The organism is Streptomyces bambusae (genome assembly GCF_019400985.1).
Taxonomy (GTDB): domain Bacteria; phylum Actinomycetota; class Actinomycetes; order Streptomycetales; family Streptomycetaceae; genus Streptomyces; species Streptomyces bambusae_A.
Window position 1 is genome coordinate 1 of the sequence record NZ_WTFF01000099.1, and the last position, 23,511, is coordinate 23,511.

The 23,511-nt window shown below is 72.3% G+C and carries 19 protein-coding genes and 1 pseudogene; 7 read left to right on the plus strand and 13 right to left on the minus strand.

Annotated features, from left to right (window positions below; genetic code table 11):
* Window positions 1–580 (minus strand): annotated as a pseudogene (locus GPJ59_RS38520) (hypothetical protein); the annotation flags it as partial.
* Window positions 581–895: 315 nt separating this feature from the next.
* Between GPJ59_RS38520 and gcl the strand changes: the two are divergent.
* The gene (gcl, locus tag GPJ59_RS15820) at window positions 896–2,683 is read left to right on the plus strand and encodes a glyoxylate carboligase (protein WP_219667778.1); all 1,788 of its coding nucleotides are present in this window, start codon (window positions 896–898) and stop codon (window positions 2,681–2,683) included.
* Window positions 2,684–2,805: 122 nt separating this feature from the next.
* Here gcl and GPJ59_RS15825 read toward each other — a convergent pair whose 3' ends face one another.
* The 5 genes from GPJ59_RS15825 to GPJ59_RS15845 all read right to left on the minus strand — a co-directional run bounded on the left by GPJ59_RS15825 (window position 2,806) and on the right by GPJ59_RS15845 (window position 7,600).
* Window positions 2,806–4,371, minus strand: coding sequence for an AAA family ATPase (locus tag GPJ59_RS15825; RefSeq protein ID WP_219667779.1), 1,566 nt, complete (start codon window positions 4,369–4,371; stop codon window positions 2,806–2,808).
* A 91-nt stretch (window positions 4,372–4,462) separates the two neighbouring features.
* A complete protein-coding gene (locus GPJ59_RS15830) occupies window positions 4,463–5,062 on the minus strand; it encodes a hypothetical protein (protein ID WP_219667780.1) in 600 nt (199 codons plus the stop codon).
* A complete protein-coding gene (locus GPJ59_RS15835; protein WP_219667781.1) occupies window positions 5,059–5,325 on the minus strand; it encodes a hypothetical protein in 267 nt (88 codons plus the stop codon). The genes GPJ59_RS15830 and GPJ59_RS15835 overlap by 4 nt, the downstream gene beginning before the upstream one ends.
* Window positions 5,322–7,097 (minus strand): hypothetical protein, encoded by a 1,776-nt coding sequence (locus GPJ59_RS15840; protein WP_219667782.1) that lies wholly within the window; start codon window positions 7,095–7,097, stop codon window positions 5,322–5,324. Before GPJ59_RS15840 ends, GPJ59_RS15835 begins: the two co-directional genes overlap by 4 nt.
* A 14-nt stretch (window positions 7,098–7,111) precedes the next feature.
* Window positions 7,112–7,600: a hypothetical protein gene (locus GPJ59_RS15845; RefSeq protein WP_219667783.1), complete on the minus strand. Its 489-nt coding sequence runs from the start codon at window positions 7,598–7,600 to the stop codon at window positions 7,112–7,114.
* 156 nt (window positions 7,601–7,756) lie between these two features.
* On the opposite strand from GPJ59_RS15845, the gene GPJ59_RS15850 reads away from it, so the two are divergent.
* Window positions 7,757–9,748, plus strand: coding sequence for a caspase family protein (locus GPJ59_RS15850; RefSeq protein WP_219667784.1), 1,992 nt, complete (start codon window positions 7,757–7,759; stop codon window positions 9,746–9,748).
* 12 nt (window positions 9,749–9,760) lie between these two features.
* On the opposite strand, the gene GPJ59_RS38525 is transcribed toward GPJ59_RS15850, so the two are convergent.
* The 7 genes from GPJ59_RS38525 to GPJ59_RS15885 form a co-directional block, all read right to left on the minus strand.
* Entirely contained in the window at window positions 9,761–13,909 is a 4,149-nt protein-coding gene (locus GPJ59_RS38525; protein WP_219667785.1) for a CHAT domain-containing protein, read from the minus strand.
* Window positions 13,910–13,922: 13 nt separating this feature from the next.
* The gene (locus tag GPJ59_RS15860) at window positions 13,923–14,528 is read right to left on the minus strand and encodes an RES family NAD+ phosphorylase (protein ID WP_308120321.1); all 606 of its coding nucleotides are present in this window, start codon (window positions 14,526–14,528) and stop codon (window positions 13,923–13,925) included.
* 50 nt (window positions 14,529–14,578) lie between these two features.
* On the minus strand, window positions 14,579–15,253 hold the full coding sequence (locus tag GPJ59_RS15865; protein ID WP_219667787.1) for a hypothetical protein: 675 nt from the start codon (window positions 15,251–15,253) through the stop codon (window positions 14,579–14,581).
* A complete protein-coding gene (locus GPJ59_RS15870; protein WP_219667788.1) occupies window positions 15,250–16,416 on the minus strand; it encodes a hypothetical protein in 1,167 nt (388 codons plus the stop codon). The genes GPJ59_RS15865 and GPJ59_RS15870 overlap by 4 nt, the downstream gene beginning before the upstream one ends.
* A 561-nt stretch (window positions 16,417–16,977) precedes the next feature.
* The gene (locus tag GPJ59_RS15875) at window positions 16,978–18,435 is read right to left on the minus strand and encodes a catalase (protein ID WP_219667796.1); all 1,458 of its coding nucleotides are present in this window, start codon (window positions 18,433–18,435) and stop codon (window positions 16,978–16,980) included.
* 223 nt (window positions 18,436–18,658) lie between these two features.
* Window positions 18,659–19,558 (minus strand): 2-hydroxy-3-oxopropionate reductase, encoded by a 900-nt coding sequence (locus GPJ59_RS15880; RefSeq protein ID WP_219667789.1) that lies wholly within the window; start codon window positions 19,556–19,558, stop codon window positions 18,659–18,661.
* Between the two features lie 75 nt (window positions 19,559–19,633).
* Entirely contained in the window at window positions 19,634–20,467 is an 834-nt protein-coding gene (locus tag GPJ59_RS15885) for a TIM barrel protein (protein WP_219667790.1), read from the minus strand.
* 125 nt (window positions 20,468–20,592) lie between these two features.
* Between GPJ59_RS15885 and GPJ59_RS15890 the strand changes: the two genes are divergently transcribed.
* From GPJ59_RS15890 to pucL, 5 genes are all read left to right on the plus strand, one after another.
* Window positions 20,593–20,844 carry a hypothetical protein gene (locus GPJ59_RS15890; protein ID WP_219667791.1) on the plus strand — a complete coding sequence of 84 codons (252 nt, stop codon included), beginning with the start codon at window positions 20,593–20,595 and terminating at the stop codon, window positions 20,842–20,844.
* A complete protein-coding gene (locus GPJ59_RS15895; protein WP_219667792.1) occupies window positions 20,841–21,233 on the plus strand; it encodes a helix-turn-helix domain-containing protein in 393 nt (130 codons plus the stop codon). Before GPJ59_RS15890 ends, GPJ59_RS15895 begins: the two co-directional genes overlap by 4 nt.
* 153 nt (window positions 21,234–21,386) lie before the next feature.
* Window positions 21,387–21,893, plus strand: coding sequence for a 2-oxo-4-hydroxy-4-carboxy-5-ureidoimidazoline decarboxylase (uraD, locus tag GPJ59_RS15900; RefSeq protein WP_219667793.1), 507 nt, complete (start codon window positions 21,387–21,389; stop codon window positions 21,891–21,893).
* Between the two features lie 6 nt (window positions 21,894–21,899).
* On the plus strand, window positions 21,900–22,304 hold the full coding sequence (uraH, locus tag GPJ59_RS15905) for a hydroxyisourate hydrolase (protein WP_219667794.1): 405 nt from the start codon (window positions 21,900–21,902) through the stop codon (window positions 22,302–22,304).
* A gap of 5 nt (window positions 22,305–22,309) precedes the next feature.
* Window positions 22,310–23,233, plus strand: a complete 924-nt coding sequence (gene pucL, locus GPJ59_RS15910) for a factor-independent urate hydroxylase (protein ID WP_219667795.1) — start codon at window positions 22,310–22,312, stop codon at window positions 23,231–23,233.
* Window positions 23,234–23,511: the final 278 nt, after the last annotated feature.

The window sequence follows — 23,511 nt, forward strand, 5'->3', positions numbered from 1 at the left end:
GCGCGGAGCCGAGCGTGGAGCCGCCTGCACCCGCACCCGCGGCACCCGTACCCGTACCGGCACCCGCGGCACCCGCACCCGTACCGGCACCCGCGGAACCCGCCCCCGCGCCTGAGCAGGCACCTCGGTCCGAGGCCGCCCCTGCCGCCCCGGTTCCGGCAGCCCCCGCCCCCGCCTCGTACGGATCGCCGGGCCGCTGCACGATCGGCGCACCGCCGGCCCCGTCCGCCGGAGGCCTGACCGCACCGGCCGAGCCGCCCGGACCACCCGGACGCTTCGGCTCCACCTGCTCCACCTGGTCCACCTGCTCCGGATGCACCGGATGCACCGGCACATGGAGCACCGTCCCGCAGCCCGTGCAGCCCACCTCCGGATGCGGCCACTCGCTCTCCCGCCCGCACGACCCGCAGCGCACCGCCACCCAGCCCTCCGACCAGGTGCGATGCGTCAGCGGCCGGGCCGGTGACATCAGGTCCAGGGGCGGTACGACCGGATTCCCGCAGGCGCACGGGAAGACCGGGGTCACGTAGTCGTTGTCCTTCAGACAGGCCGGGCAGCGCACCGGGACCTTCTCCGCCATCCGATCCTCAACCCCCTGAAGCCCTCGCGCCCCGAAGCCCTCACGCCCGGAGCCTGACGCGCTGACGCCCTGACGCGCCGACGCCCTGAAGCCCGACGCCGCCGTCCGTCCGTACCGCCGTCCACCACCATCCCCCACCATCCCACGTCCTGCCCGCGCCCCGGCGTTTTGTGCAACGCACGGGCCGAAACGCGAGCTTTTGGCGCTTTCCAGCTGACACGGCGCCTTGACGTGCGAGAAGACGCCGCTTAGGTTGTTCCGTATAGCAGAACAAAACTTCCGTATTACGGAAACAGCCTGATCGCAGGAGTACCGATGCCTCGTATGACCGCCGCCGCCGCGGCCGTGGAGATCCTCAAGCGCGAGGGTGTTGACCAAGCGTTTGGCGTGCCCGGCGCCGCGATCAACCCCTTCTACCGCGAGCTCAAGAACGTCGGTGGCATCAACCACACGCTCGCCCGCCACGTCGAGGGCGCCTCGCACATGGCCGAGGGCTACACCCGCGCCAAGGCGGGCAACATCGGTGTCTGCATCGGTACGTCCGGTCCCGCCGGCACCGACATGATCACCGGCCTGTACTCCGCGATCGCGGACTCGATCCCGATCCTGTGCATCACCGGCCAGGCCCCGGTCTCGAAGCTCCACAAGGAGGACTTCCAGGCCGTCGACATCGCCACGATCGCCAAGCCGGTCACCAAGGCGGCGACGACCGTCCTGGAGGCCGCGCAGGTCCCCGGCGTCTTCCAGCAGGCCTTCCACCTGATGCGCTCCGGCCGTCCCGGCCCGGTCCTCATCGACCTGCCGATCGACGTCCAGCTGACCGAGATCGAGTTCGACCCGGAGACCTACGAGCCGCTGCCGGTCTACAAGCCGTCCGCGACCCGTGCCCAGGCCGAGAAGGCGCTGAGCTTCCTCCTGGAGGCCGAGCGCCCGCTGATCGTCGCCGGCGGCGGCATCATCAACGCCGACGCCTCCGACCTCCTGGTCGAGTTCGCCGAGCTGACGAACATCCCGGTCATCTCCACCCTGATGGGCTGGGGCACCATCCCGGACGACCACGAGCTGGCCGCCGGCATGGTCGGCGTCCAGACCGCGCACCGCTACGGCAACGCGACCTTCCTGGAGTCCGACACCGTCATCGGCATCGGCAACCGCTGGGCCAACCGCCACACGGGCTACAACCTGGAGGCGTACACCAAGGGCCGCAAGTTCGTCCACGTCGACATCGAGCCCACCCAGCTCGGCAAGATCTTCGCCCCGGACTACGGCATCGCCTCCGACGCCAAGGTCGCCCTGGAGCTCTTCATCGAGATCGCCAAGGAGTGGAAGGCCGCGGGCAAGCTGCCCGACTTCACCGCCTGGGCCGCCTCGGCGCAGGAGCGCAAGGCCACGCTGCAGCGCCGTACGCACTTCGAGAACATCCCGATGAAGCCGCAGCGCGTCTACGAGGAGATGAACAAGGCCTTCGGCCCGGAGACGCGCTACGTCACCACCATCGGCCTCTCCCAGATCGCCGCGGCGCAGTTCCTGCACGTCTACAAGCCGCGCCACTGGGTCAACTGCGGCCAGGCCGGCCCGCTCGGCTGGACCATCCCGGCCGCCATCGGTGCCGCCACCGCGCAGCCGGAGACCCCGGTCGTCGCCCTGTCCGGCGACTACGACTTCCAGTTCATGATCGAGGAGCTGGCGGTCGCCGCCCAGCACAAGGTCCCCTACGTCCATGTCCTCGTGAACAACGCCTACCTGGGCCTGATCCGTCAGGCGCAGGGCGGCCTGGGCATCAACTTCGAGGTCAACCTCGAGTTCGAGAACATCAACACCCCGGAGATCGGCGTCTACGGCGTCGACCACGTCAAGGTCGCCGAGGGCCTGGGCGTCAAGGCGATCCGCGTCACCGACCCGGAGAAGCTGGGCGAGGCGTTCGAGGAGGCCAAGAAGCTGGCCGTCGAGCACCAGGTCCCGGTCGTCGTCGAGGCCATCCTGGAGCGCGTCACCAACATCGCGATGAGCAAGACGGTCGACATGAGCGACGTCACCGAGTTCGAGGAGCTCGCGACGGAGCCGGGCCACGCCCCGACCGCGATCAAGGCCCTGAAGGTCTGACCGGCCGAACCCACGCGACGGCCCCCGTCACCTCCCGCAAGGGAGGGGACGGGGGCCGTCGCATCGTCCCCGGCCGGTCGTCCGCATCCCCCGCCCGGTCGCCCCGTCTTCCGGCCTCCCGCTCAGTCGTCCAGGAAGACGATCCGGCGGGCCGGGCTTCCGGTGCCCCGGGCGGCGGTCGTCGCCCCCCGCCCGGCCGGCACGGCCCGGTCGCGGCCCCAGGCCCGGATCTCCTCGATCTGCTCAGGGTTGTTGCGGCTGAGCGGCACGGTGTTGGCGAAGGTGTCCTGCACGAAGGACGGGCGCAGACTGTCCGGCCCGCCGCTGAGGTGTACCTCAGCTCCCACATCGTGCAGGGCCGCCTCGATGTCGGAGCCGGCGAACCCGTCCGACAGGTCGACCAGACGGGACAGCTGCTCGGAGTCGGGATCGGCCTTCAGATAGCGGCGGTGGTAGAGCCGGATGATCTCCGCGCGGTCCTCGGCGTCGGGCAGGTCCACGAAGAACAGCTCGTCGAAGCGCCCCTTGCGCAGCAGCTCCGGCGGCAGGCTCCGCACGTCGTTGGCGGTGGCCACCACGAAGGTCCGGGACTGGGACTCCTGCAGCCAGTACAGGAAGTGCCCGAGGACCCGCTGGGGCACACCGGTGGAGTCGCCCGCCCCGGCGAGCCCCTTCTCGATCTCGTCGATCCACAGCACGCAGGGGGCCACCCGGTCCGCGGTGTCGAGGGCCTCCCGCAGCCGCCCCTCCGACTCTCCGAGGTACTTGCCGTGGATGGCGCCCATGTCCAGCCGGTAGAGCGGAAGCCCCCACTGGGCGGCCACGGACTTGGCGGACAGCGACTTGCCGCAGCCCGGTACGCCGACCAGAAGCACGCCGCGCGGCGGGCGCAGGCCGGTACCCCGCAGGTCCGACTGCAGCAGCCGGTTGCGCTGCTGGAGCCAGCCGCGCAGGTTGGTCAGGCCGCCCACCGAGTAGTCGTCGTCCTTGAGCTGGACGCGCTGGAGACCGTTGAGATCATTGAAGATCCGGTCCTTGGCCTGGGCGAGCCGCAGCACGTCCCCGGCCTCCACCGTGCCCTTGGCGGCGACCGTCGCCATCAGGTTGATCGCCTCGCCCTCGGTGACTCCGACCAGGAACTCCGCTGCGCGCCGGACGTCCTGCTCGTTCCAGGCGACGGGGATGTGGCCGCGGTGGTCGTCGAGGAAGGCGGAGAGGACGGCGTACATCTCGTCGGCATCCGGCAGGTCCAGGGCCAGGCTCATGCCGAGCCGCTGCAGTCCGCTCCACACCGGGCTGTCGGTGATCAGGATGATGCTGCCCATGTTGGTGTCGGCGAGCCGCGCCAGCTCGGCGATGTGCCGGGTCAGCGGGGTGTCCGAGTCCAGCTCGTCCGGTTCGACCAGCACCAGGGTGGCGTTCGGCCGGGAGGTGAACTGGGCGGCGGCGAACTCCATGGCACCGGTGAGCGAACGGTCGTCCATCACGGGGGTGTTGGAGCGCAGGTCCCGCAGCCCGGTGGCCCGGGTGTAGATCCAGAACGGCATGTTGGAGCGCCGGGCATGGCCGGCCGCCGTCCGCACCAGGCGCAGGGCCCGGGGCTGTTCGATGGTACGCAGGCAGATGACCGGCACCCGGGCGGAAATGTAACTGTCGAGATCGCGCTGGGAGTCTGCGTAGTTGGGCATGGCTGCGTGTCTCTCCGTCGGACGTCATGGCGTCGGCGCCGTGACCGGGACGCCGGCCCCCTGGGCGGCGTCGCACCGGCCGGCGTCGGATTCAGTCGGTGATGATGCGGCGGCGGGCGGGCGCGGCAGGATCGTAGGACCAGCCCCCGGAGGTGTGGCCACCCGCCGTACCCCCGGCAGCCGCCGGGCCGGGACCCGGGGGCGGCGCCGCCAGCGGGTTCTCGCGCAGGGTCCGGCGGCGGGCCTCGACGAACCGGGGATCCGTACCACCCCGCGCCAGCAGGTCCAGCTGTTCCTCCAACTGCCGCTGGAAGTCCTCGACCTGGCGGGTCACCAGCTCACCCAGCTGCTGCCGCAACTCCTCCGGAAGCGAGGGGTGACCGGCCAGGTCACGCACGGCCTGCAGGCCGGTGCGGGACTGGACCAGCGCCCGGCCCGTGCCGAACTCGTCGCCGGCCTCCTCCATGGCCGTGGTCAGAGCCTGCGCCCAGGCCCGCAGCCGCCGGTCGATCGCGCTCACCAGCAGGTCCGCGATCCGCACCCAGGTGTCGGGGGCGTAGTCCTGCGGACGCAGGACCGGAAGCGCGGCGGCGGCCCCGGCGGTGGCCGCCGCGCCGTTCTCCGCCCAGTCACGCAGGTGGTCGGCCCAGGTCTGGTAGGCGCCGCCGTGTCCCCAGAAACCGTGGTTCACGAGGGGTCCCCCGGTGCGGCCCCGGGCCGCCGGATCAGCTGCTCCCCGGGCGGCAGCGGGGACCACTCCGGCAGTCCCTCCACCACCCGGCGCAGCCGGTTGGTGACCCGTTCCCCGCTCTGCTCCCCGGTCGCGGCCCACAGCCGGCGGCGGGGTCCCTCGGAGGGCTCGGCGGGGGAAGGCAGCGCCCCGTACCCGCCGGACGGTCCCGACGGTGGTGGGGAGGTGAAAGGAGGAGTGGACGGGGCGGGCGGGGTGCTCATGCGCTGGTGCCTTCCTGCGAGACGACGCGCCCGCTGAACGGGGAGTTCGCGTCCGTGCGGGTGTCGAGCGACGCGATCAGTTGCCGCACCTGCCGCTCGACGGAATCGGCCGCGGCGTACGCGTGCTGCCACTGCACCAGCTCGGCCGAGGCCCCGCGCAACCTGTGCAGGGCCTCGTCCCGCGCCGCGTCCAGCCGTGCACGCACGGCCGCCTGGAGCGCCGCGGCCTTGGACCGGCGCTGGTTGACGAGGAGCGCAGCGACACCGCCGACGATCAACGGGAACAGCACCGCGGCCGCCGGGGCGATGGCGCTGCCGAGGGCGAGCGCGGCCAGCGTGACCAGCACCGCGATGCTCATCGGCCCCGCCCAGTCGAAGCCCAGCGCCGCCACGAAGGGCCGGCTGTGCCGCTCCCAGTGCTCCGCGAGCTGCCGCTGCAGCTCGTCCAGCGGGGTGCGGAACGAGCCCGACCAGGCAGGCAGCACGAACGGCGCGGCGGCACCCACCGGATACGTCGCGTCGAAGCGTGCCTCGACGTCCTGCGGGACGGCCTGGCGGTAGGCCATGGCGAACGACTGGTGCGCCCGGTCGAACCACTCGCGGCAGGCCGCCACCGCCAGCCGCCGCGTGGCCTGGGAGGTTCCGATCGCGCCCGGGTTGAGGGCCGCCGTGCTCTGCACCGTCAGATAGTCCAGGGATTCCTCGTACGCGGCTGCGTCGGCGTCGGCTGCGACCCTGGCGCGGGCCTCATCGCCGTCGTGCGCCACCACGGCCTGCTGGTAGGCCAGTTCGCGGCGCAGCGGCAGCTCCTCGTTGTCGTACTCGGAGACCAGCCGGTCCAGGATGTCGTCGACGGCGTCCTCGATGCGCTCCGAGGCGGAGATCTCCCCGTCCATGACCGCCGTGTACTTGTCCAGGACCACCTGATGCGTGCGGGCGGCCGAGAGCACCTGCCCCAGCTGCGGCCACTGCGGGCTGACCTGCATCAGGAAGGGGAACTCGTCGCCGGTGACCGTCGGGCACAGGGCCGACAGCTCCGCCCCCCAGCGCGCCGTCTGCGCGGCCTGCGCCTCCGGGTCGGCGGCCAGCAGTTCCTGCCACTGCTCCAGCACCTGGCGCAGCATGCCCCGTCCGTCGGCCCCGAACGCGCCCTGCGCCACGGCCTCCAGGATCACCGCGAACTCCCGGCCGAGCCGGGCCGGATCCTGGGCGAGCAGGTAGTGCCGCAGCCAGCGGGTCGACTCCGGCCCCCGCCCCTGGCGGCGCAGCACCAGCGCGAAGAACAGCGCGGTGCGGGACGGGGAGCGCCGGAACGCCTCCAGCACCGCCTTGTCGCACAGCCCCCGGTCGTCCGCCGACCAGGCCGCCAGCGCCACCAGCGCGGGCGCCAGCCAGTATCGCGGCGTCTGCAGCATCAGCTGGTCGCCCACCGCGCGGACGGTGTCCTCCGAGACCAGGCCGACGTCGAACGCCTGGAGCATGCCCACCGCGGTGCGCCGGACCACCTTGTGGTGCCCGAACTCGTGGTCCAGGCGGTCCTCGACGACCCCCACCTTGGTCTCGGCCCGCTGCAGCGCGGCCGCGAGCCGTGCCTCCGCCGCGAACGCCCGGAACTCGTCGCGCAGCTGCTGAAGCTCACCCTGTGTCTGCTGCTGCCCGGCCTGGACGGCGACGACCTGTCCGGAGACATGGCCTACCTGTTCCGCCACCTGCACCACGAGCCTGTTGAGTTGCGAGACCTTGTTGTGGAGCCCGATGTCGATGTCGCTCATGCTGCCGTCCCCCCTTACAGCGGCCCGCCGGAGCGGACCACCCGGCCGTCGTCCAGAACCGGCAGCACCGTGCCGTCGGCGTACACCTCGATGTAGGCGTAACTGAGGTTGCGGGCCAGCATCCTGGCCCCGTTGTACGGATCCGGCATCGGATCGGCCGGAGCGTGGTGCTTCACGATGGCGCCGAACAGGTCCAGGATGTGGTCCACGTACGGCGGGCCGAGCAGGCAGCGGGCGACGAATCCCACCGGCTCGCTCGCGTACTCCGTCCGGTACTGCTCGCGGATCCAGTCGGCCAGCTGCCGGCGGGCGGTGTCGTCCACCCCCGCGTCCAGCCGGGCCACGGCCCCGCGCAGCTGCTCGGAGCGGCCCCGGTAGCGGTCGGCGGCCGTACCCGGCACGAGCGGGCTGCCCGCCCGCGTGGCCGGCGCGGCGGCCGTCCGGTCCTTGCGCACGTCCGGAGCCGCGCCCACCACGCGGCGGGGACGCTCGATGTACCCCATGGTCTCCCCGTGTTCATGAATGGAGCACGCACATTAGTGATGTCACGTCAATCGTGCGAACCCGAAAGGGTTTTGAGCCAGCCGACGCCGGAAACTGCCCGTGATCCGACCTGATTTCGGCCAGGTCGCCGCTACGGTGACTGCCAGACTGACCCGGTGGGAAAGATCTACGCCCTGCTGGTGGGCATCAACGAGTACCCCGACACACCTTGGGCGAACCTCAAGGGCTGCCGCAACGACGTTGCCGCCGCCCGCGCGGTCCTCGAACAGCGGTCCGGAGGCCGGATCGAGGTGCGCGAGCTGCACGACGACGAGGCCACCACGGAGGCCGTGGCGGACGCCGTCCGCACCCATCTGGGACAGGCGGGTTCCGGGGACACCGCCCTGCTGTGGTACGCCGGTCACGGCACCGAGTACGCCGCCGCCACCCCTCTGGAACTGATCACCGAGCCCACTGGCCGCTCCCAGGCCCTGTGCTGCACCGACGGCCCGCTGCCGGACAAGCGGCTCGGCGCCCTGCTCGACGGTGCAGCGGCCCGCGGCGGCCACGTGGTGGCGGTCCTGGACTGCTGTTTCTCCGGCGGCGCCACCCGCGAGGAAGCCGCGCAGCAGGCCGGGCACCGCGAGAGCCGTGCGCGCTTCCTGCCGCCCGGCCCGAACGCACCGGCCCCCTCCGATGCCCCGTCCGGATCTGCGCACCCCGGCGTCCGGCTCCGGCCGGAGGCGGACGCCGGAGCCTGCCGGGACGCCGCCGGGCCGGCCCCGCGCCCCCGGCACCTGCTGCTCGCCGCCAGCCGGATCGACCAGCGCTCCACCGAGCGGCTGCTGCCGGGCCCGGACGGCCGGTCCGTCCACCACGGGGTGTTCAGCCACAGCTTGGTGACCGCGCTGCGCGCCGCCCCGCCCGGGGTGACGGCCCGGCAGCTGTTCGCCGAGGCACAGGCAGCCGTACGCCGCACCCAGGACGGCCAGCACCCCAGCCTGTGGCCGCAGGAACCAGGAGGGCTCGCGGACCGGCCGCTACTGGGCGGAGCGGCGGCCGATCCCAGCCCGTACCTCTTGCGCGAAGGTCCGGAGGGCTGGGAGGTGGACTGCGGTCGCGCGCACGGGCTTTCGGGGGACGCCGGGACGGAGTTCAGCGCTGCGGCCGGCCCGGTGCGGGTCCGCGCCGTGCTTGCCGACCGCAGCCTCGTCGACCCCGCCGGCTGGATCCCCGAGCCCGGCTCGGTGCACCCGGTGGCCCTCTCGGCCCTGGCCCTGCCTCCGGCGGCCGTGGTGATCAGCGCTCCGCCCGCCCGGGCGGCCGCCGCAGCCCTGCTGGCCGGCCGGCTGGACTCGCCGCTGCTGAGAACCGCCGAGCACGGTTCGGCGGAGGCGGACCGGGCCCCGCTGCTGCTGCGCCTGGACCTCGGCTCCGGGCAGCACGCCGCCGTCCTGCGCAGGGACGGGATCCCTTACGTGGACCCGCTTCCCCTGGCCGACCCCCTGCCCGGCCGCCCGGACACCCTCGCAGAGACAGAGGCCGACGCGGCGCGGATCGCGGTCTGCCTCGCCCAGCTCGCCCAGTGGCACCGCATCCGCGATCTGAGCGCCGGCACGTCCCCGTTGCGCGGCCACGTCCGGGTGGAGATCCGCCCCTGGGACCGACCTGACGGCCCGCCGCTCGCCCCCGACGCGAACGGCGAGATCGTGCTGCGCTACCGGCAGGGCGCCGAGCCCTGGGTGGGGGTACGGCTGCACAACTCCGGCCCGAGGCCCCTGTGGTGCGCCCTGATCTCCCTCAACGACCGCTTCGGCGCGAGCACCGCGCTCTTCCCGGGCGACTTCATCGGACCGGGTGGCAGCGGTCACGTCTGGGACGGGGACCCGGTCCGGATGGTGCTGCCGCCCTCCCGCCCGGTCCGCCCGGGCGCCTTCGTCCGCGACTGGCTCACCCTGCTGGTGGCCGAGGGGGAGATGAACACCCTCCCGTTCCACCTCACCCCCTGGGACCCGCAGCAGGCACTGCGCTCGGCCCCGCCCGCCGACGCCCTGATCCGCCTGACCGGCGGTCCCGGTGCCGGCAACCGCGACGCCCTGCGGGTCCGGCCCGGAACGCCGATCCGCTGGGCGACCACGACCCTCCCCGTCCGCACCGTGGTTCTGTAGCCCCGGCACACATCACTGCCCCAGATGGGTGAACCCCGCCCAGGCGCTGAGGTCGTGCGGGTCCAGCCGGGGCAGTCGTCCGGCCAGCGCCCCCGGCAGGTCCTGCGGCACCACCCGCGCCGGGTCCAGCATCCACAGCTGGGCCCGGCGCAGGGCCCGGGCCGGGGCCTCTCCCTCCCGGCGCAGGAAGTGATGGGTGAGGAACATCAGAACCGAGGTCGCGTCATCCGGCACCGGCCACAGCGAGCCGATCACCGACCGGCTGCCCGCCACCAGAAAGGCCGAGGACAGGCTGTACGCCTCGTTGTGCCCGCGGCCCGACACCTGGCTGCGGCAGGCTGCGAGGACCACCAGGCCCGGCCGCCCCGGCAGCGAGCCGGTGATCTCCTCCGCGGTCAGTTCACCGCCGCGCAGCGCGAGGGAGCTGCTGCGCGGCTGGTTCTCGAAGACCGTGCCGTGGCAGGCCAGGTGCACCACCGCCCCGTCACCACCGTGCCGGCGCAGCCAGTCGGCCACCTCGGCGGGGCTGCCGCTCCCGGTTCGCAGGCCGAGGAAGGTGCCACCGGGATAGAACACCCGGTGCACGGCCTCGGCCTCCGTCCCCGCGTACGGCAGGTCACCGGTGGGATCGCCGACGACCAGCGCCTCTCCCGTGTGGGGGACCGCCGGACGGGCCGCCACCTCGCACAGCAGGCGCGCGGAGGCGGCGTAGGAGAACTCGGCCTTCTGGATCGCGTACCTGCGACCCGGGGAGCCGTCGGCGGCCGGTGGGGCGTCGGCCCAGGCGGCGTGCCAGGGCACCGGGCCGAGCGGGCCCATCGGCACCAGCACCAGCCGGGGCACCCGGCCCGGCCGGTCGGGCACCTCGAACAGGTCCAGCAGCGGCCGGACCGCCGCCTGCCAGGCCCAGGAGCACAGCCGGTCCAGCTGGGCGCGCAGGGCGGGCGCCACCCCCGACCCGCCGAAGCCGGGCACCGGCTCCATGTCGCGGTCCCCGGCCCGCTCCTCCCCGGCCCGCTGCCCCGGGCGGGCGTGCGGCCGGTACGCCGTCAAGGCCGGGGCGGCCGCCCGCAGGTGCGGCAGCGGCAAGGTGTGGACCTGCCCGTGCGACGTGACGATCAGGGCGGTGCCCGGGCACTTGTCGTCGCCGGGCACCAGGTAGACCAAGGCGTCCTTGCCCACCGAACGCAGGGCCCCTGCCATCTCCTCCGGCCCGGGCGGGTCGAGCAGCCGTCGCCCGCCGCCCTCGGTGAGCGCCAGGACCACCTCGCGGCGCAACGGCCCGGGCACCCCGTCAGGACCCGCCCCCGCGGCGGCCGTCCGCCACCGCTCCGCCAGGTCGTCCCGGCCGGCCGCGGCCAGCTGCTCGGCGACCGACCGGCCCGTGGTCGCCGCGTGCAGGATCAGCCCCCGGCAGGAGTCGAGCGCCTGTACCGCCTCCTCCGCCTCGCCGTCCGCCAGGCACCAGCCGACCACCTCCTGCGAGAGGTCGGTGGCCAGCCGGGCGGCCTCCGCCACGTCCTGGGTGCCGGACTGCAGCAGCGCCGACCAGACGAACCCGCGCAGCGCGTCCAGGCCCAGCCGCCGGCCCCGCTCCCGGTCCCGGCGGGCGAGCCGGTTGCGGGTGCGCAGGGCCCGGCCGAGCGAGTGGGCGGTCACCGACCACAGGCGGTGCTCGGGACCGCCCATGGCGGAGACCGTCCCCTCCAGCAGCCCGATGCCCCGGTCCAGGTCCTCGGCACGCTGTGGCGAGCCCGGCGGCCAGGTCACGGCCAGTGCGCAGGTGAGGGTCCCGGCCTCGGAGGCGAACCGGATCCAGGACTCGCCACCCTCCACCGCCAGCGACGCGGCCTCCTCGGTCAGCGCCAGCAGCTCGCGCAGCTGTGGGACGTCGCCCCGGCGCAGCGGCTCCCGCATCCGGGCCAGGGCCATGTTGCCCAGCAGATCGGCACGGTGGTGGCGTGGGAACTTGCGGCCCACGGCCCGCAGTTCGGCGAGAGTGGGCCGCCCTGTCAGCGGCGGCAGGGGCGGCCGGCCCAACCGCTCGGCGAGGTCCCCCCGGGCCTGGCGTACGGTCTCCAGCTGGACCCATGCCTCCATGCGCTGCATCGGGTCCTCGTCGCCCAGCTCGGCCACGGCCTGTTCGAGCATCACGCAGTACCGGTCGGTGGTCTCCAGGTCCCTGCGCCGGGCGGCCCGGATCGCCTGCCCCGTGGCCTGCTGGCAGCGCATCAGCAGCGACACCCGGGGGGACGGGCCGAGCGCCGACTGCAGCTGTTCCCACTCCTCCTCGTCGAGCACCGAGCCGCCGATCACCCCCCGGTGCTGATCGAGCATGATCCGCGCGGTCCGGTAGCCGTACATGGTCCACGGATTGGTGTGGCCCGCGGCGACGGCGGCCTCGAAGTGGGCCACCGACTCCACCAGCCGTTCCGTGTCCCCCGCCAGGCCCTGGGCCAGCCGCCAGCTGCCCAGCACACTCAGCCCGCGGCCCCGCCAGTCCGGGTGCTGCTCCGCGTGCTGCCGGACCGCCTCGACCATCTCCGCCTCCCGCTCCGGCCCGATCCGGTCGAGGTGCGCGTCGAGCATGGGCATCATGGCAAGGGCGTGCGCGGCGTACTCGGCCGACCGTCGGCTGCCCGGTTGCGCGCGCTGCCAATCGGCATACATCGCGGCGAAGTTCCGTTCCCAGCCCGCGTGCGCCTCCTCGGTGTCGGCGAGGGTGGGATGGTCGAAGCCGAACTCGACGGGAGCGCCCTCGAAGACGCTCTGCCGGAACCGGTCGAACATCGGCCGCAGGTCATCGAGCGGCACATCGGGGCTCTCCTCGCCGAGCCGTTCCTGGGCGACGGCGAGGAGGATCACCGCGCCCTCCCGGACCACCTGAGCGGCCTCCTCGTCCGCGAGGACCAGCCGGGCCGCCCGAACCTGTCCGAGCAGCCGGTCCCGGTTCCCGTCGCGCTGCTCGCGCAGGAACTGGGCCATGCCCAGGGCGAGGGCGGCGAGGGTGGGCTTGCCGTCCGTGGCCTGCCAGCGGTCCAGGGCGCGCTCCAGCACCCCGATGGCCGCGTCCAGGAGCTCGGCGTCCACGGACGGCTGGCCGCGGACGAACAGGAGCCGGCCGAAGTTGTCCAGGTACAGCACGGGCATGTCATCCATCTCGGGCCCGTCGGAGGCAAGTTGCAGCAGCTCGGCAGTGACCCGGGAGAGCAGCGGCTCCTCCTGCCAGGTGGCGGCGATGACCGCGCGGACGAACAGCGAGAGCCGTGCCAGAGGCGTAGCCCAGGCGGGTGGGGCGCCGGACCGGCCGGAGAGGGCGGCGGCCGCCCGCCCGCATTCGTCGCGGGCGTCCTCCAGGACCGCCCGGTCCGCCGACCTGTAGCCGGACAAGGCCAGCCCGCAGGCGCGAAGGAACCGGATCCGTGCAGGATCGGGCTCCTCCGGGGCCGCCTCCGCGGTGTTCCCCCCGGTTGACTCGCCGGTTGTCCCGCCGGTCGCCTCCCGGGCCGTCCCACCGTCCGGCGCGCCGATCACGGCGAGGAGTTCACCGAAGACCTCGGCCGCCCGCAGCCAGGACCCGGGGTCCGCCGCCGAGTCCCCGTGCTCCAGCCAGAGTTCACCCAGCGCGGCCAGCAGGTCCTGGTCGGCCGGATCGTCCTCGCGGGCCCGCTCGTGATGGCGCAGGGCCTCCTCCAGCAGGGCCGGCTCGGCCGGCCGGTCCGCCCGGCGCAGTCGGGCGGCGTTGGCCAGCAGACGGCGGCCCAGGACGGCATGGTCCCCGGCGTCCTCGCGCCCGCCCGCCGAGGGATCGCGGTCCAGACCGGCCAGCCCCTCGGTGAGCACGGCGTGGATCCGGTCCGCGAGTTCGGGCTCCGGCCCGGGCTCGCTGTCGTAGCGGATGGCCAGCAAGTGGCCGTGCATGATCTGCCGGACCGGCCGGTGCGGGTCGCCGCCGGGGTGGCGCAGCGCATGAGCGAAGGCCTCGTCGGCCAGCTCCAGGTCCTCGGGATCGCCGCCCTCGGTGTAGAGGACGTAGCCGATCTCCCCGGCCTCCCCGCACAGCCGGGCGGCTTCCGCGCTGCGGGCCGGCACCCGGGCCAGTGCGTCCATGATCTCCTCGCGCCGCTGCCGCAGGGGGGCGAGGGCGTCGGCGTACTCCACGGGTTCTCCGGGGTCAGGGCGCCAGGCGCGCGTGGTAGGGGAGCAGCACCTCGTTCAGCCAGCGGCGGCCTGCGGCGCTGGAGAAGTCCACGGACTCCTCCGGGTCCTCGGTGAGCAGTCCGGGCGGGCAGCGGTCGGCGAACAGCACCAGGGCGCGTTCCGCGGGCTCCCGTTTGGAGGCCCACAGGAAGCCCTTGGCCCAGGGACCGGTCCGGCTGCGGATCCAGTGCCCCCAGTCCCGCGTGTACGGGTAGTCCCGGGCCTCGGCCTGCACCAGCCAGCTGTCCTGCTGTACGGCGGCCAGGTCCTGCCCGCTGACCAGGGCCACCAGGTCCACATCGGTGGCCGTGCGGACCACGGAGAGCCGGCGGCTCAGCACGGCCACCGCGGGCACCAGGCGGGCGCCTCCGGCCGGGTCGAAGGGCAGCGAGTGCAGCAGGGTCTCGCTGACGGCGGCCTCCGGGGTGAGCCCGGCGTACAGGTAGCCGTACCGGTCGCAGGCGGTGGCATCGAACCGGCCCCCGCCGTAGAGGCAGTGGGACGGCACCGGATTGAACGCGTCGGCGGCCCGCCGCGCTGAGTGGACCCGGTACAGCGGGGTGCCGGCGGGAAGGGTCACCTTAGCCGGGGTGGCCGCGGGTCCCTCGGGAGGCCGGTAGTTGGGCACGTCTACTCTTCCTCGGTCAGGAACCGGGCCGCCTGGACCAACTGGTGCTCCTCGGCGGTGCCGATCAGCCGGGCCGGTACGGTGTCCAGCCAGGCGTTGGGGGAGAGCCACCAGTCGGCGGCGCCCCACGGATCCGAGTCGGCGCCGAGTAGCGCATTCACCGCGCGGACCACGGGTGCGGCCGCGCCGCCGGGGGCGAACTGGAAGGTGGGCAGCCGGACTTCGCCGCCGACGGCGCGCAACCTGATGAGGTCGGGCGCATACGGGTCGAAGCCGCGCTCCAGTACCTCGGAGTCGCCGAGGGAGGGCGCGGCGAGCAGCCGGTCGCGGACCTCGCCGAGCACCGGGCCGGCCATGCCGTGGCCGTCGAGCACCAGGACGGCGAGGTCGGTGGCAGTGAATCCGAGGTGTACGGTGTCGGCAGGCGCCGGCCGGACGGCGGTGAACCGGCTCTCGCCGGGGAACTCTCCGGGCAGCTCCGCCTCCAGCAGCCGGGCCGCCGTCAGCGCCGCGGCCTCGGGATCGGCAGTACGGGGGGCGCCGGACGCGCCCCCGCCGGGCCGTAGTCCGGAGAGCGCCTCGGCCAGCCGGTCGCGGGCCTGCGGGGAGAGCCGGGACCCGAGCTCCTCCCAGGCGGCGGCCGCGGCGGCGAGCCGGGCGTAGGGGTCGTCGGTCAAAGGGAGCCTCCCGCTGGGTCGTCGTGCCGGGTGGTGCCGGGCGGCGGTGGCAGCAACCGGCCGATGAGGTGCGCGAGTTCGGGGCGCCGGACCAGGAAGTGCACGTCCCAGGGGCCGCCGCGGGCCAGTTCCGCCTCGACCGCCTGCCAGATCGCGGCGAAGCTCTCGGCGGCCTCCAGGCCACCGCGTCCGGCGCCGAGCAGCGGCAGGCCGACCGAGCGCAGCGGCGGCTCCGCGCGCTCCTCCCGGAGCAGGGTGAAGACCCGGGTCACGGCCCGGGTGACATCGGCGGGCAGTACGTCGTAGTCGTTGGTTCCGGGACGGGGCACCGCCACGGCCGCGTGGTGGAGGCGGCGTACGCCCTGCTCGGCGAGGGTGCCCGGACCGGTGGCGGCCACGGTCCCGGGCGCCACCGGTGGCCCGTACGGCACATGGCGCCGGATCCAGGCCCGCAGTTCCTCGCCGACCAGGTCCTCGACCAGCCGCCCGGCGGGATCGCTCGATGCCCCGGCCCGGCGGAGCGAGGCGGCGACCGAGGACTTCCAGGGCTCGGGGAGGGCCAGATAGATGTTGGTGGGGGAGACCACCACATCGATGTCGCGCAGCAGGTCCACCGGGTGGACGTGCACGGTGACACCGGCTTCGCGGCGGCCCGCGGTGGTCCGCAGCCGCAGATGGCTCGGCGTGAGCGCGGCCGCGGGCGCGGGTACGGACCCGAGTGCGGCCGCGGGCGGCGGAGCGGCGGTGGCCGGGGCGAGGGTTGCCTGTGGTCCGGAGGAGGCCAGCCGGACCAGCTCCTCGGCGACCTGGCCGAGCACCATGTGCTCGGGCTCCTTGCGGAACCGCTCGATGCTGAGCCCGTAGATCTGCGCGGCCCGGCGCCGCCGGTCGGCGGCTGGCCAGTCCCGGCTGCCGCGGGCGAGGCCGAGGCTGTACTCGGCGGCCTGCCGCAGGGTCCCGTCGTCCAGGGCGGCGACGGCGGTCCGCAGTAATCGTTCGACGGCGGGGAAGTGCGGCCGGTCGGGGGTTCCCGCCCCCGTGGCTGCCGACAGCGCGGCGAGCGCCGGGAGCCGTAACTCCCGCAGCCGCACGATCCCGGCCCGCCGCACTTCCCTCACCTCCGCGAGCACCGCCTCGTATTCGGGCAGCGGAGTAGGCGACATGGCGCAAAGGATCTCACCACGGTCCGACCCCTACAAGCCGGTTCCTGTCTCGGCGTTGACCGGATCCGGCCGGCCTGCACCTCCATGCTGCAGCCTCCGCCTGGTCGGACTCCGGTCGCCTTCAGGCCTGTCGGGGCGGATGCGGGCCGAATCGCGGTCGGGTGGGGCGCGAACGACAGAGAGCCGAGTCACGGGACCGTCCGTGACTCGGCTCTCTGGGCATGGAGGTTATTACCGCCCGACGGGGCGAGGCTGGCGCGACAGGACGTTCGCGCCCGCCGGGCGGGGTTTGGGGGGTCCTTGTACGCGGGGGGCCCTGTGCGTGGCCCCCTGTATATAAGGAGTGGCTGGGACCGTGGCGGCGGGCGACGGGTGGGCCGGCTTCGTCCCCCTCAGGTCAAGGGACGGCCGGATCCACCCATTACCACCGCACTGGCTCGCACGCCGCCACGGTCCTCGTCCTGAGCCGTGCGCCACGGACCACCCCTCATCCGGGTCCGCGGTGCCGGCTCAGCACCCGGGGCCCGACCTCCCGTCAGGCCCCTGGTGCGTTCTGTGGGCTCAGTCCTCGCGCAGGGCGCGGACGGCCTCCTCGACGCGCTTGCCGTAGTCGGCGTCGGCGGCGTGGAAGTGAGCCAGGTTCTTCTCGATGACGTCCTCGCGGCTGACCTGGGACAGGCCGCCGGCGATGTTCGCCACCAGGCGCTGCTTCTCCTCCTCGGACATCAGGCGGTACAGCTCGCCGGCCTGGAAGAAGTCGTCGTCCTTGGTGTGGGCCGGGGCGGCGTGGGTGCCGGTGTGGCCCGAGACGGCCAGCGGGGCGCCGAGGGCGTCGCCGGTCTCGGCCGGGCCCTTGTACGAGTTGGGCTCGTAGTTCTTGTCGTGCCGCGAGCCGTTGCGCAGCGCCATGGCGCCGTCGCGGCCGTAGTTCTGGGCCGTGGTGGCCTTCGGGGCGTTGACCGGCAGCAGGGTGTGGTTCACACCGAGGCGGTAGCGCTGGGCGTCGGCGTAGGCGAACAGGCGGCCCTGGAGCATCTTGTCCGGCGAGGCGGTGATGCCCGGGACGAAGTTGTTCGGGGAGAACGCGGACTGCTCGACCTCGGCGAAGACGTTGTCCGGGTTGCGGTCGAGTACCAGGCGGCCCACGCGCTGCAGCGGGTAGTCGGAGTGCGGCCACACCTTGGTGAGGTCGAACGGGTTGAAGCGGTAGTCCGCGGCCTCGGCGGCCGGCATGACCTGGACGTACAGGGTCCAGCTCGGGTTCACGCCGCGCTCGATGGCCTGGAGCAGGTCGGTCTGGTGCGAGTTCGCGTCCTTGCCGACGACCTCGGCGGCCTGCTCGGAGGACAGGCAGCGGATGCCCTGGTTCGTCTTGAAGTGGTACTTGACGAAGAAGGCCTCGCCCGCCTCGTTGGTCCACTGGTAGGTGTGGGAGCCGTAGCCGTTCATGTGGCGGTAGGACGCCGGTATGCCGCGGTCACCCATCAGCCAGGTGACCTGGTGCGTCGCCTCGGGGGCGTGCGCCCAGAAGTCCCAGACGTTGTCCGGCTCCTGCTTGCCCGTGAAGGGGTCGCGCTTCTGGGAGTGGATGAAGTCGGGGAACTTGATCGGGTCCTTGATGAAGAACACCGGGGTGTTGTTGCCGACGAGGTCGTAGTTGCCGTCCTCGGTGTAGAACTTCAGCGCGAAGCCGCGCGGGTCGCGGACGGCGTCCGCGCCACCGAGGGAGTCGGCGACGGTGGAGAAGCGCAGGAAGGTCTCGGTCTTCTTGCCGACCGTGTTGAGGAACTTCGCCGAGGTCCACCGCGTGACGTCGTCGGTCACCTCGAAGTAGCCGTACGCCGCGGAGCCGCGGGCGTGCACCACGCGCTCCGGGATGCGCTCACGGTTGAAGCGGGCGAGCTTCTCCAGGAGCTGCTGGTCCTGGATGAGGAGCGGGCCACCGACGCCGGCGGTGGCGGAGTTCTGGTTGTCGGCGACCGGGGCGCCGGACTCGGTCGTAAGCACGCGCTTCGACATCGTGGACCTTCCGTACGGGATCTGCTGACGGAAAGCGTTTTCCGCCATGCGGATGAGCCTAATTTCCGGCTGAACGCAACGTCAACAGTTTGTTGAACTTGGAGTCTGCTGAACAAGGAGAGGTGCTCCGGACGGCACCGGCGCTTGGGCGCGACAGGACAGGTGTCAGCACCGGTGCCATCCGGAAACTCGGGTCCCCGTGAAGGGGAGGGGTGCGGTCGGGTCAGACCTGGGCGCCCGAGAGGCGCTCGACGGCGCGCAGCAGGGCCGAGTGGTCCAGGCCGCCGTCACCCTGGGCGCGCAGCGAGGCGACCAGCTGGGCGACGACCGCGCCGACCGGGAGGGCCGCACCGACGTTGCGGGCGGCGTCGGTGACGATGCCCATGTCCTTGTGGTGCAGGTCGATCCGGAAACCGGGCTTGAAGTCGCGGTTCAGGAAGTTGTCCTTCTTGCGGGTCAGGACCGTGGAGCCGGCCAGACCGCCGTTCAGGACGTCGAGCGCGGCCTGGAGGTTCACGCCGGACTTCTCCAGGAAGACGACGGCCTCGGCGCACGCCTGGATGTTGACCGCGACGATGAGCTGGTTGGCGGCCTTGACCGTCTGGCCGGAGCCGTGCGGGCCGCACAGGACGATGGTCTTGCCCAGCGCCTCCAGGATCGGCAGGGCCGCGTCGAAGTCGGCCTGCTCGCCGCCGACCATGATGGACAGGACGGCCTCGATGGCGCCGGCCTCGCCGCCGGACACCGGGGCGTCGATGACGCGGATGCCCTTCTCGGCGGCGTTCTTCGCCAGGTCGATGGAGGTCTGCGGGGTGATCGACGACATGTCGATGATCAGGGCGCCCTGCTTGGCGTTCTCCAGGATGCCCTCGGGGCCGTAGGAGATCGCCTCGACCTGCGGGGAGGCGGGCACCATCGTGATGACCACGTCGGCGTCCTTGACGGCCTCGGCGATCGAGCCGGCCGCGGTGCCGCCGGCGGCGGCCAGGCGGTCCAGCTTGTCCTGCTCCAGGGTGAAGCCGGTGACCGGGTAGCCGGCCTTCAGCAGGTTCTCGGACATGGGGGAGCCCATGATGCCGAGACCGATCCACGCAATCTTGGGGAGGGCAGCGGGGTTGCTCATGATGAGGTCCTTCGTATTGATACTTCGTACGAAAAGTGCGGCGGGTGCCTGGGCGTTCGCCCGGACTTCGTCCCCCTACCGGGCGGCGCGGGCCTCGGCCGGCAGCCAGGCGAAGGACGCGGCAGCGTCGGCGGCCTTGTACTCCAGGCCGACAAAGCCCTGGTAGCCGGCCTTCGTGAGCTGGTCGAGGAGGTCCTCGAGGGGCAGCTCGCCCGTGCCCGGGGCACCCCGGCCCGGCTTGTCCGCGATCTGGACGTGGCCGGTCTTGGCGGCGTACTTTCCGATGACCTCGGAGAGGTCCTCATCGTTCATCGCCAGGTGGTACAGGTCGAGCAGGAACTTGGCGTTGCCGAGGCCGGTGGCCTCGTTCACCTTGTCCACGATCTCGATCGCCGACGGCGCGCTCACCAGCGGGTAGAGCGGCGACTCGGGCTTGTTCAGCGTCTCGATCAGCAGGATCGCACCGATCCGGTCGGCGGCGCGGGCCGCGACGACCAGGTTCTCCAGGGCGAGTTCGTCCTGGACGGCGGGGTCCACACCCTCGACCCGGTTGCCGTAGAGGGCGTTCAGCGCCTTGCAGCCGACGGACTGCGCGAAGTCCGCCGCCACGTCGATGTTGGCGCGGAAGCGGTCCGACTCCTCGCCGGGTACGGAGACCGCGCCGCGGTCCGGGCCCGGGAGCCGGCCCGCGTAGAAGTTCAGGCCCACCAGCTGGGTGCCCGCGTCCTCAAGAGCCTTCTTGAGGGCGTCGAGCTCCTCCTGAGCGGGGGTGGGGGTCTCGATCCAGGGCCACCACAGCTCGACCGCGGTGAAGCCCGCCGCGGCGGCGGCCGCGGGGCGCTCCAGGAGCGGGAGTTCCGTGAAGAGGATCGAAAGGTTCACATCGAAGCGCTGGTCCGTGTATCCCATGAGGGGTGTGCGCTCCTTCCGTATTGCGGAAGTTACTTTCTGCTTGATGGAAGACTGCAATGACCTGGACGGTGATGTCAAGTGCGCACTGCCGAAAAATCGTGACCGCGGGGTAGCTTGACGGCGTGCGATTGAGAGTGGAGTTCACGACCGAGCCCTTCGACCTCGAAGAGGCGCCCGCCCATGCCGTTGCCGCCCGCGAGGTCATCCAGAAGGCCCAGCTGGACGCGGTCGACGTCGGTCCGTTCGGCAATACCGCCGAGGGTGAGGCCGGCGAGGTGCTCGGCGCGGTGAGCGCGCTGCTGCGCGACGCGCTGGGCGCCGGGGCCACGAGGGTCTCGCTCCAGGTGAACGTGATCGGGGAGGACGCCCCATGACAGAACCCCGCGACCACCCGTTCGTCACCGCGGTCAAGCCGCTGGTCGACGCGATGGGCGGCGAGCTGATGGATCCCGCCGGGGCCGAGCCCGACGACATCGTGCTCAGCTGGGAGGGCGAGGACGTGCTGGCCGTGCGACTGCCGCAGCTGGCGGACTCGCTGGACCGCATCCTGGCGGCGCTGGAGCGCCGGCACGGTGTCCCCCTGGCGCAGCTCGACCGCAGGACCAAGCAGGACGTGGTGCGCATACTGGAGGCGCGCGGCGCCTTCTCCGTGCGGCACGGTGTGGAGACGGTGGCCGGTGCCCTGGGTGTCAGCCGCTTCACCGTTTACAACTATTTGAACCGGGAAAACCCGAACAAGACCCACAAAACCCACAAGGCGTGATGCGCGCCTCACCCACGGTGACAGGCCGCCGTCCGAATCAACCGGGCGGCGGCTTTTGTGTACCCGAAGTTTCAACAAAGTGTTGACGCCGTGTTGCCGAGGGCGTTAGCTATGCGCAGCCCGTCAAAGCGATACGGCCACGGAGGCTTTCCCGTGACTTCGAGTTCCACCCCGGGGCTGACCCGGTTCAACGCCTTGGACGACAGCGCGGCCACGGCCGAGCTGCACGAGGTGTGCGCCAGTTCGACATGGGGCAGCAAGCTGCTGGCCCAGCGCCCCTACGCCAGTGCCGACGACCTGTTCACCGCGAGCGACGCCGCCATGGCCGAGCTCACCGCGGCGGACCTGGAAGAGGCCATGGCAGGCCACCCGCCGATCGGCCGCCCCAAGCCGGGAGACCCGACCTCCGCGCGCGAACAGCGCGGCATGGCCGGGGCCTCGGAGGAGCTCAAGGCGGAACTGCTGGAACTGAACCTGGCCTACCAGGAGAAGTTCGGCCACGTCTTCCTGATCTGCGCCACCGGTGCGACCGGTGAGCAGATGCGGGACGCGGTCAAGGTCCGGATCGAGAACACTGCCGAGGTCGAGCGGGAGATCGCCCGCGGAGAGCTCGTCAAGATCAACCGGATCCGTCTGACCCGACTCGCCGAAGGAGAGTGACACAGCATGAGCACCGAGACCACGGCGTCGGTGTCCACGCACATCCTGGACACCAGCATCGGCCGCCCCGCCGAGGGCGTCGCCATCACCCTGTCGGCCCGTAGCGGCTCCGACGCAGGGTGGGCGGCCCTGGGCGGCAGCGCCACCGATGCCGACGGGCGCTGCAAGGACCTGCCGGCACTGCCGGAGGGCACCACCCACGTACGCCTCGACTTCGAGACCGAGGCGTACTTCTTGATTAGACACAGTTCCAAGAAGCAAGCCGAGGCGCAGCAGGACGCCCCCCGCGTAAGGGACAGCGGTGCGTTCTTCCCCGAGGTGACCATCACGTTCGCGGTCACCCCCGGTGAGCACTACCACGTACCGCTGCTGCTCAACCCGTTCGGCTACTCCGTTTACCGAGGGAGCTAGCAGACATGACCACGATTCTCGGCCAGAACCAGTACGGCAAAGCGGAGAACCGCGTCGTCAGGATCACGCGGGACGGCGACACCCACCACATCAAGGACCTGAACGTCTCGGTCGCCCTCTCCGGCGACATGGACGACGTCCACTACTCCGGCTCGAACGCCAACGTCCTGCCGACCGACACCACCAAGAACACGGTGTACGCGTTCGCCAAGGAGTACGGCATCGAGTCCGCCGAGCAGTTCGGCATCCACCTGGCACGCTGGTTCGTGAACAGCCAGGAGCCGATCAGCCGGGCGCGCATCCGCATCGAGGAGTACGCCTGGGAGCGGATCCAGACCTCCGACGCCAACTCCAAGTTCATCGGCGCCGACGAGGTCAAGCACTCCTTCGTCCGCAAGGGCCAGGAGACCCGCGTCACCCAGATCACCTACGACGGCCAGAACTGGGAGGTCATCTCCGGCCTCAAGGACCTGATCGTCATGAACTCCACCAACTCGGAGTTCTGGGGTTACGTCAAGGACAAGTACACGACCCTGCAGGAGGCGTACGACCGCATCCTGGCCACCCAGGTGTCGGGCCGCTGGCGGTTCAACTGGACCGACGACGAGCAGCGGATGCCCAATTGGGAGAAGTCCTACGAGGCCACCAAGAAGCACATGCTGGAAGCCTTCGCGGAGACCTACTCCCTGTCGCTGCAGCAGACCCTGTACCAGATGGGTTCGCGCATCATCAACCACCGTTCGGAGATCGACGAGGTCCGCTTCTCGCTCCCGAACAAGCACCACTTCCTCGTCGACCTGGAGCCCTTCGGCCTCAAGAACGACAACGAGGTCTACTTCGCCGCCGACCGGATGTACGGTCTGATCGAGGCCACGATCCTGCGGGACGGCGCCGACGCGCGCATCCCGGTGGACATGACCAACCTCTGATCCGTCGACCTCCGGCGACGTCCGGCGACCCGTGTCCCGGGGCCCCGCAGTGGCCCCGGGACACGGCCCCCCCCCCCCCCCCCCCCCCCCCCCCCCCCCCCCCCCCCCCCCCCCCCATCCCGAAACCCGCCCCCCCGGCGGCCCCCCGGCGGCGCGGATCCGCGCCCCCCTCCACCCCGCGTTGCGGCGCTCAACAACCCCGGGCCCCCCCCCCCCCCCCCCGCCCCCGAGGAACAGGAAAGCACCCCAGCGCCCGCCTCGACACGGCGCCAGGCGCG

What these genes read in the sequence shown, in the direction of transcription:
- GPJ59_RS15875 (WP_219667796.1), bottom strand. Translation starts at nt 18,435, where the DNA reads ATGTCGAAGCGCGTGCTTACGACCGAGTCCGGCGCCCCGGTCGCCGAC.
- GPJ59_RS15870 (WP_219667788.1), bottom strand. Translation starts at nt 16,416, where the DNA reads ATGTCGCCTACTCCGCTGCCCGAATACGAGGCGGTGCTCGCGGAGGTG.
- GPJ59_RS15895 (WP_219667792.1), top strand. Translation starts at nt 20,841, where the DNA reads ATGACAGAACCCCGCGACCACCCGTTCGTCACCGCGGTCAAGCCGCTG.
- GPJ59_RS15840 (WP_219667782.1), bottom strand. Translation starts at nt 7,097, where the DNA reads ATGAGCGACATCGACATCGGGCTCCACAACAAGGTCTCGCAACTCAAC.
- GPJ59_RS15835 (WP_219667781.1), bottom strand. Translation starts at nt 5,325, where the DNA reads ATGAGCACCCCGCCCGCCCCGTCCACTCCTCCTTTCACCTCCCCACCA.
- GPJ59_RS15845 (WP_219667783.1), bottom strand. Translation starts at nt 7,600, where the DNA reads ATGGGGTACATCGAGCGTCCCCGCCGCGTGGTGGGCGCGGCTCCGGAC.
- GPJ59_RS15880 (WP_219667789.1), bottom strand. Translation starts at nt 19,558, where the DNA reads ATGAGCAACCCCGCTGCCCTCCCCAAGATTGCGTGGATCGGTCTCGGC.
- gcl (WP_219667778.1), top strand. Translation starts at nt 896, where the DNA reads ATGCCTCGTATGACCGCCGCCGCCGCGGCCGTGGAGATCCTCAAGCGC.
- pucL (WP_219667795.1), top strand. Translation starts at nt 22,310, where the DNA reads ATGACCACGATTCTCGGCCAGAACCAGTACGGCAAAGCGGAGAACCGC.
- uraH (WP_219667794.1), top strand. Translation starts at nt 21,900, where the DNA reads ATGAGCACCGAGACCACGGCGTCGGTGTCCACGCACATCCTGGACACC.
- GPJ59_RS15825 (WP_219667779.1), bottom strand. Translation starts at nt 4,371, where the DNA reads ATGCCCAACTACGCAGACTCCCAGCGCGATCTCGACAGTTACATTTCC.
- GPJ59_RS15885 (WP_219667790.1), bottom strand. Translation starts at nt 20,467, where the DNA reads ATGGGATACACGGACCAGCGCTTCGATGTGAACCTTTCGATCCTCTTC.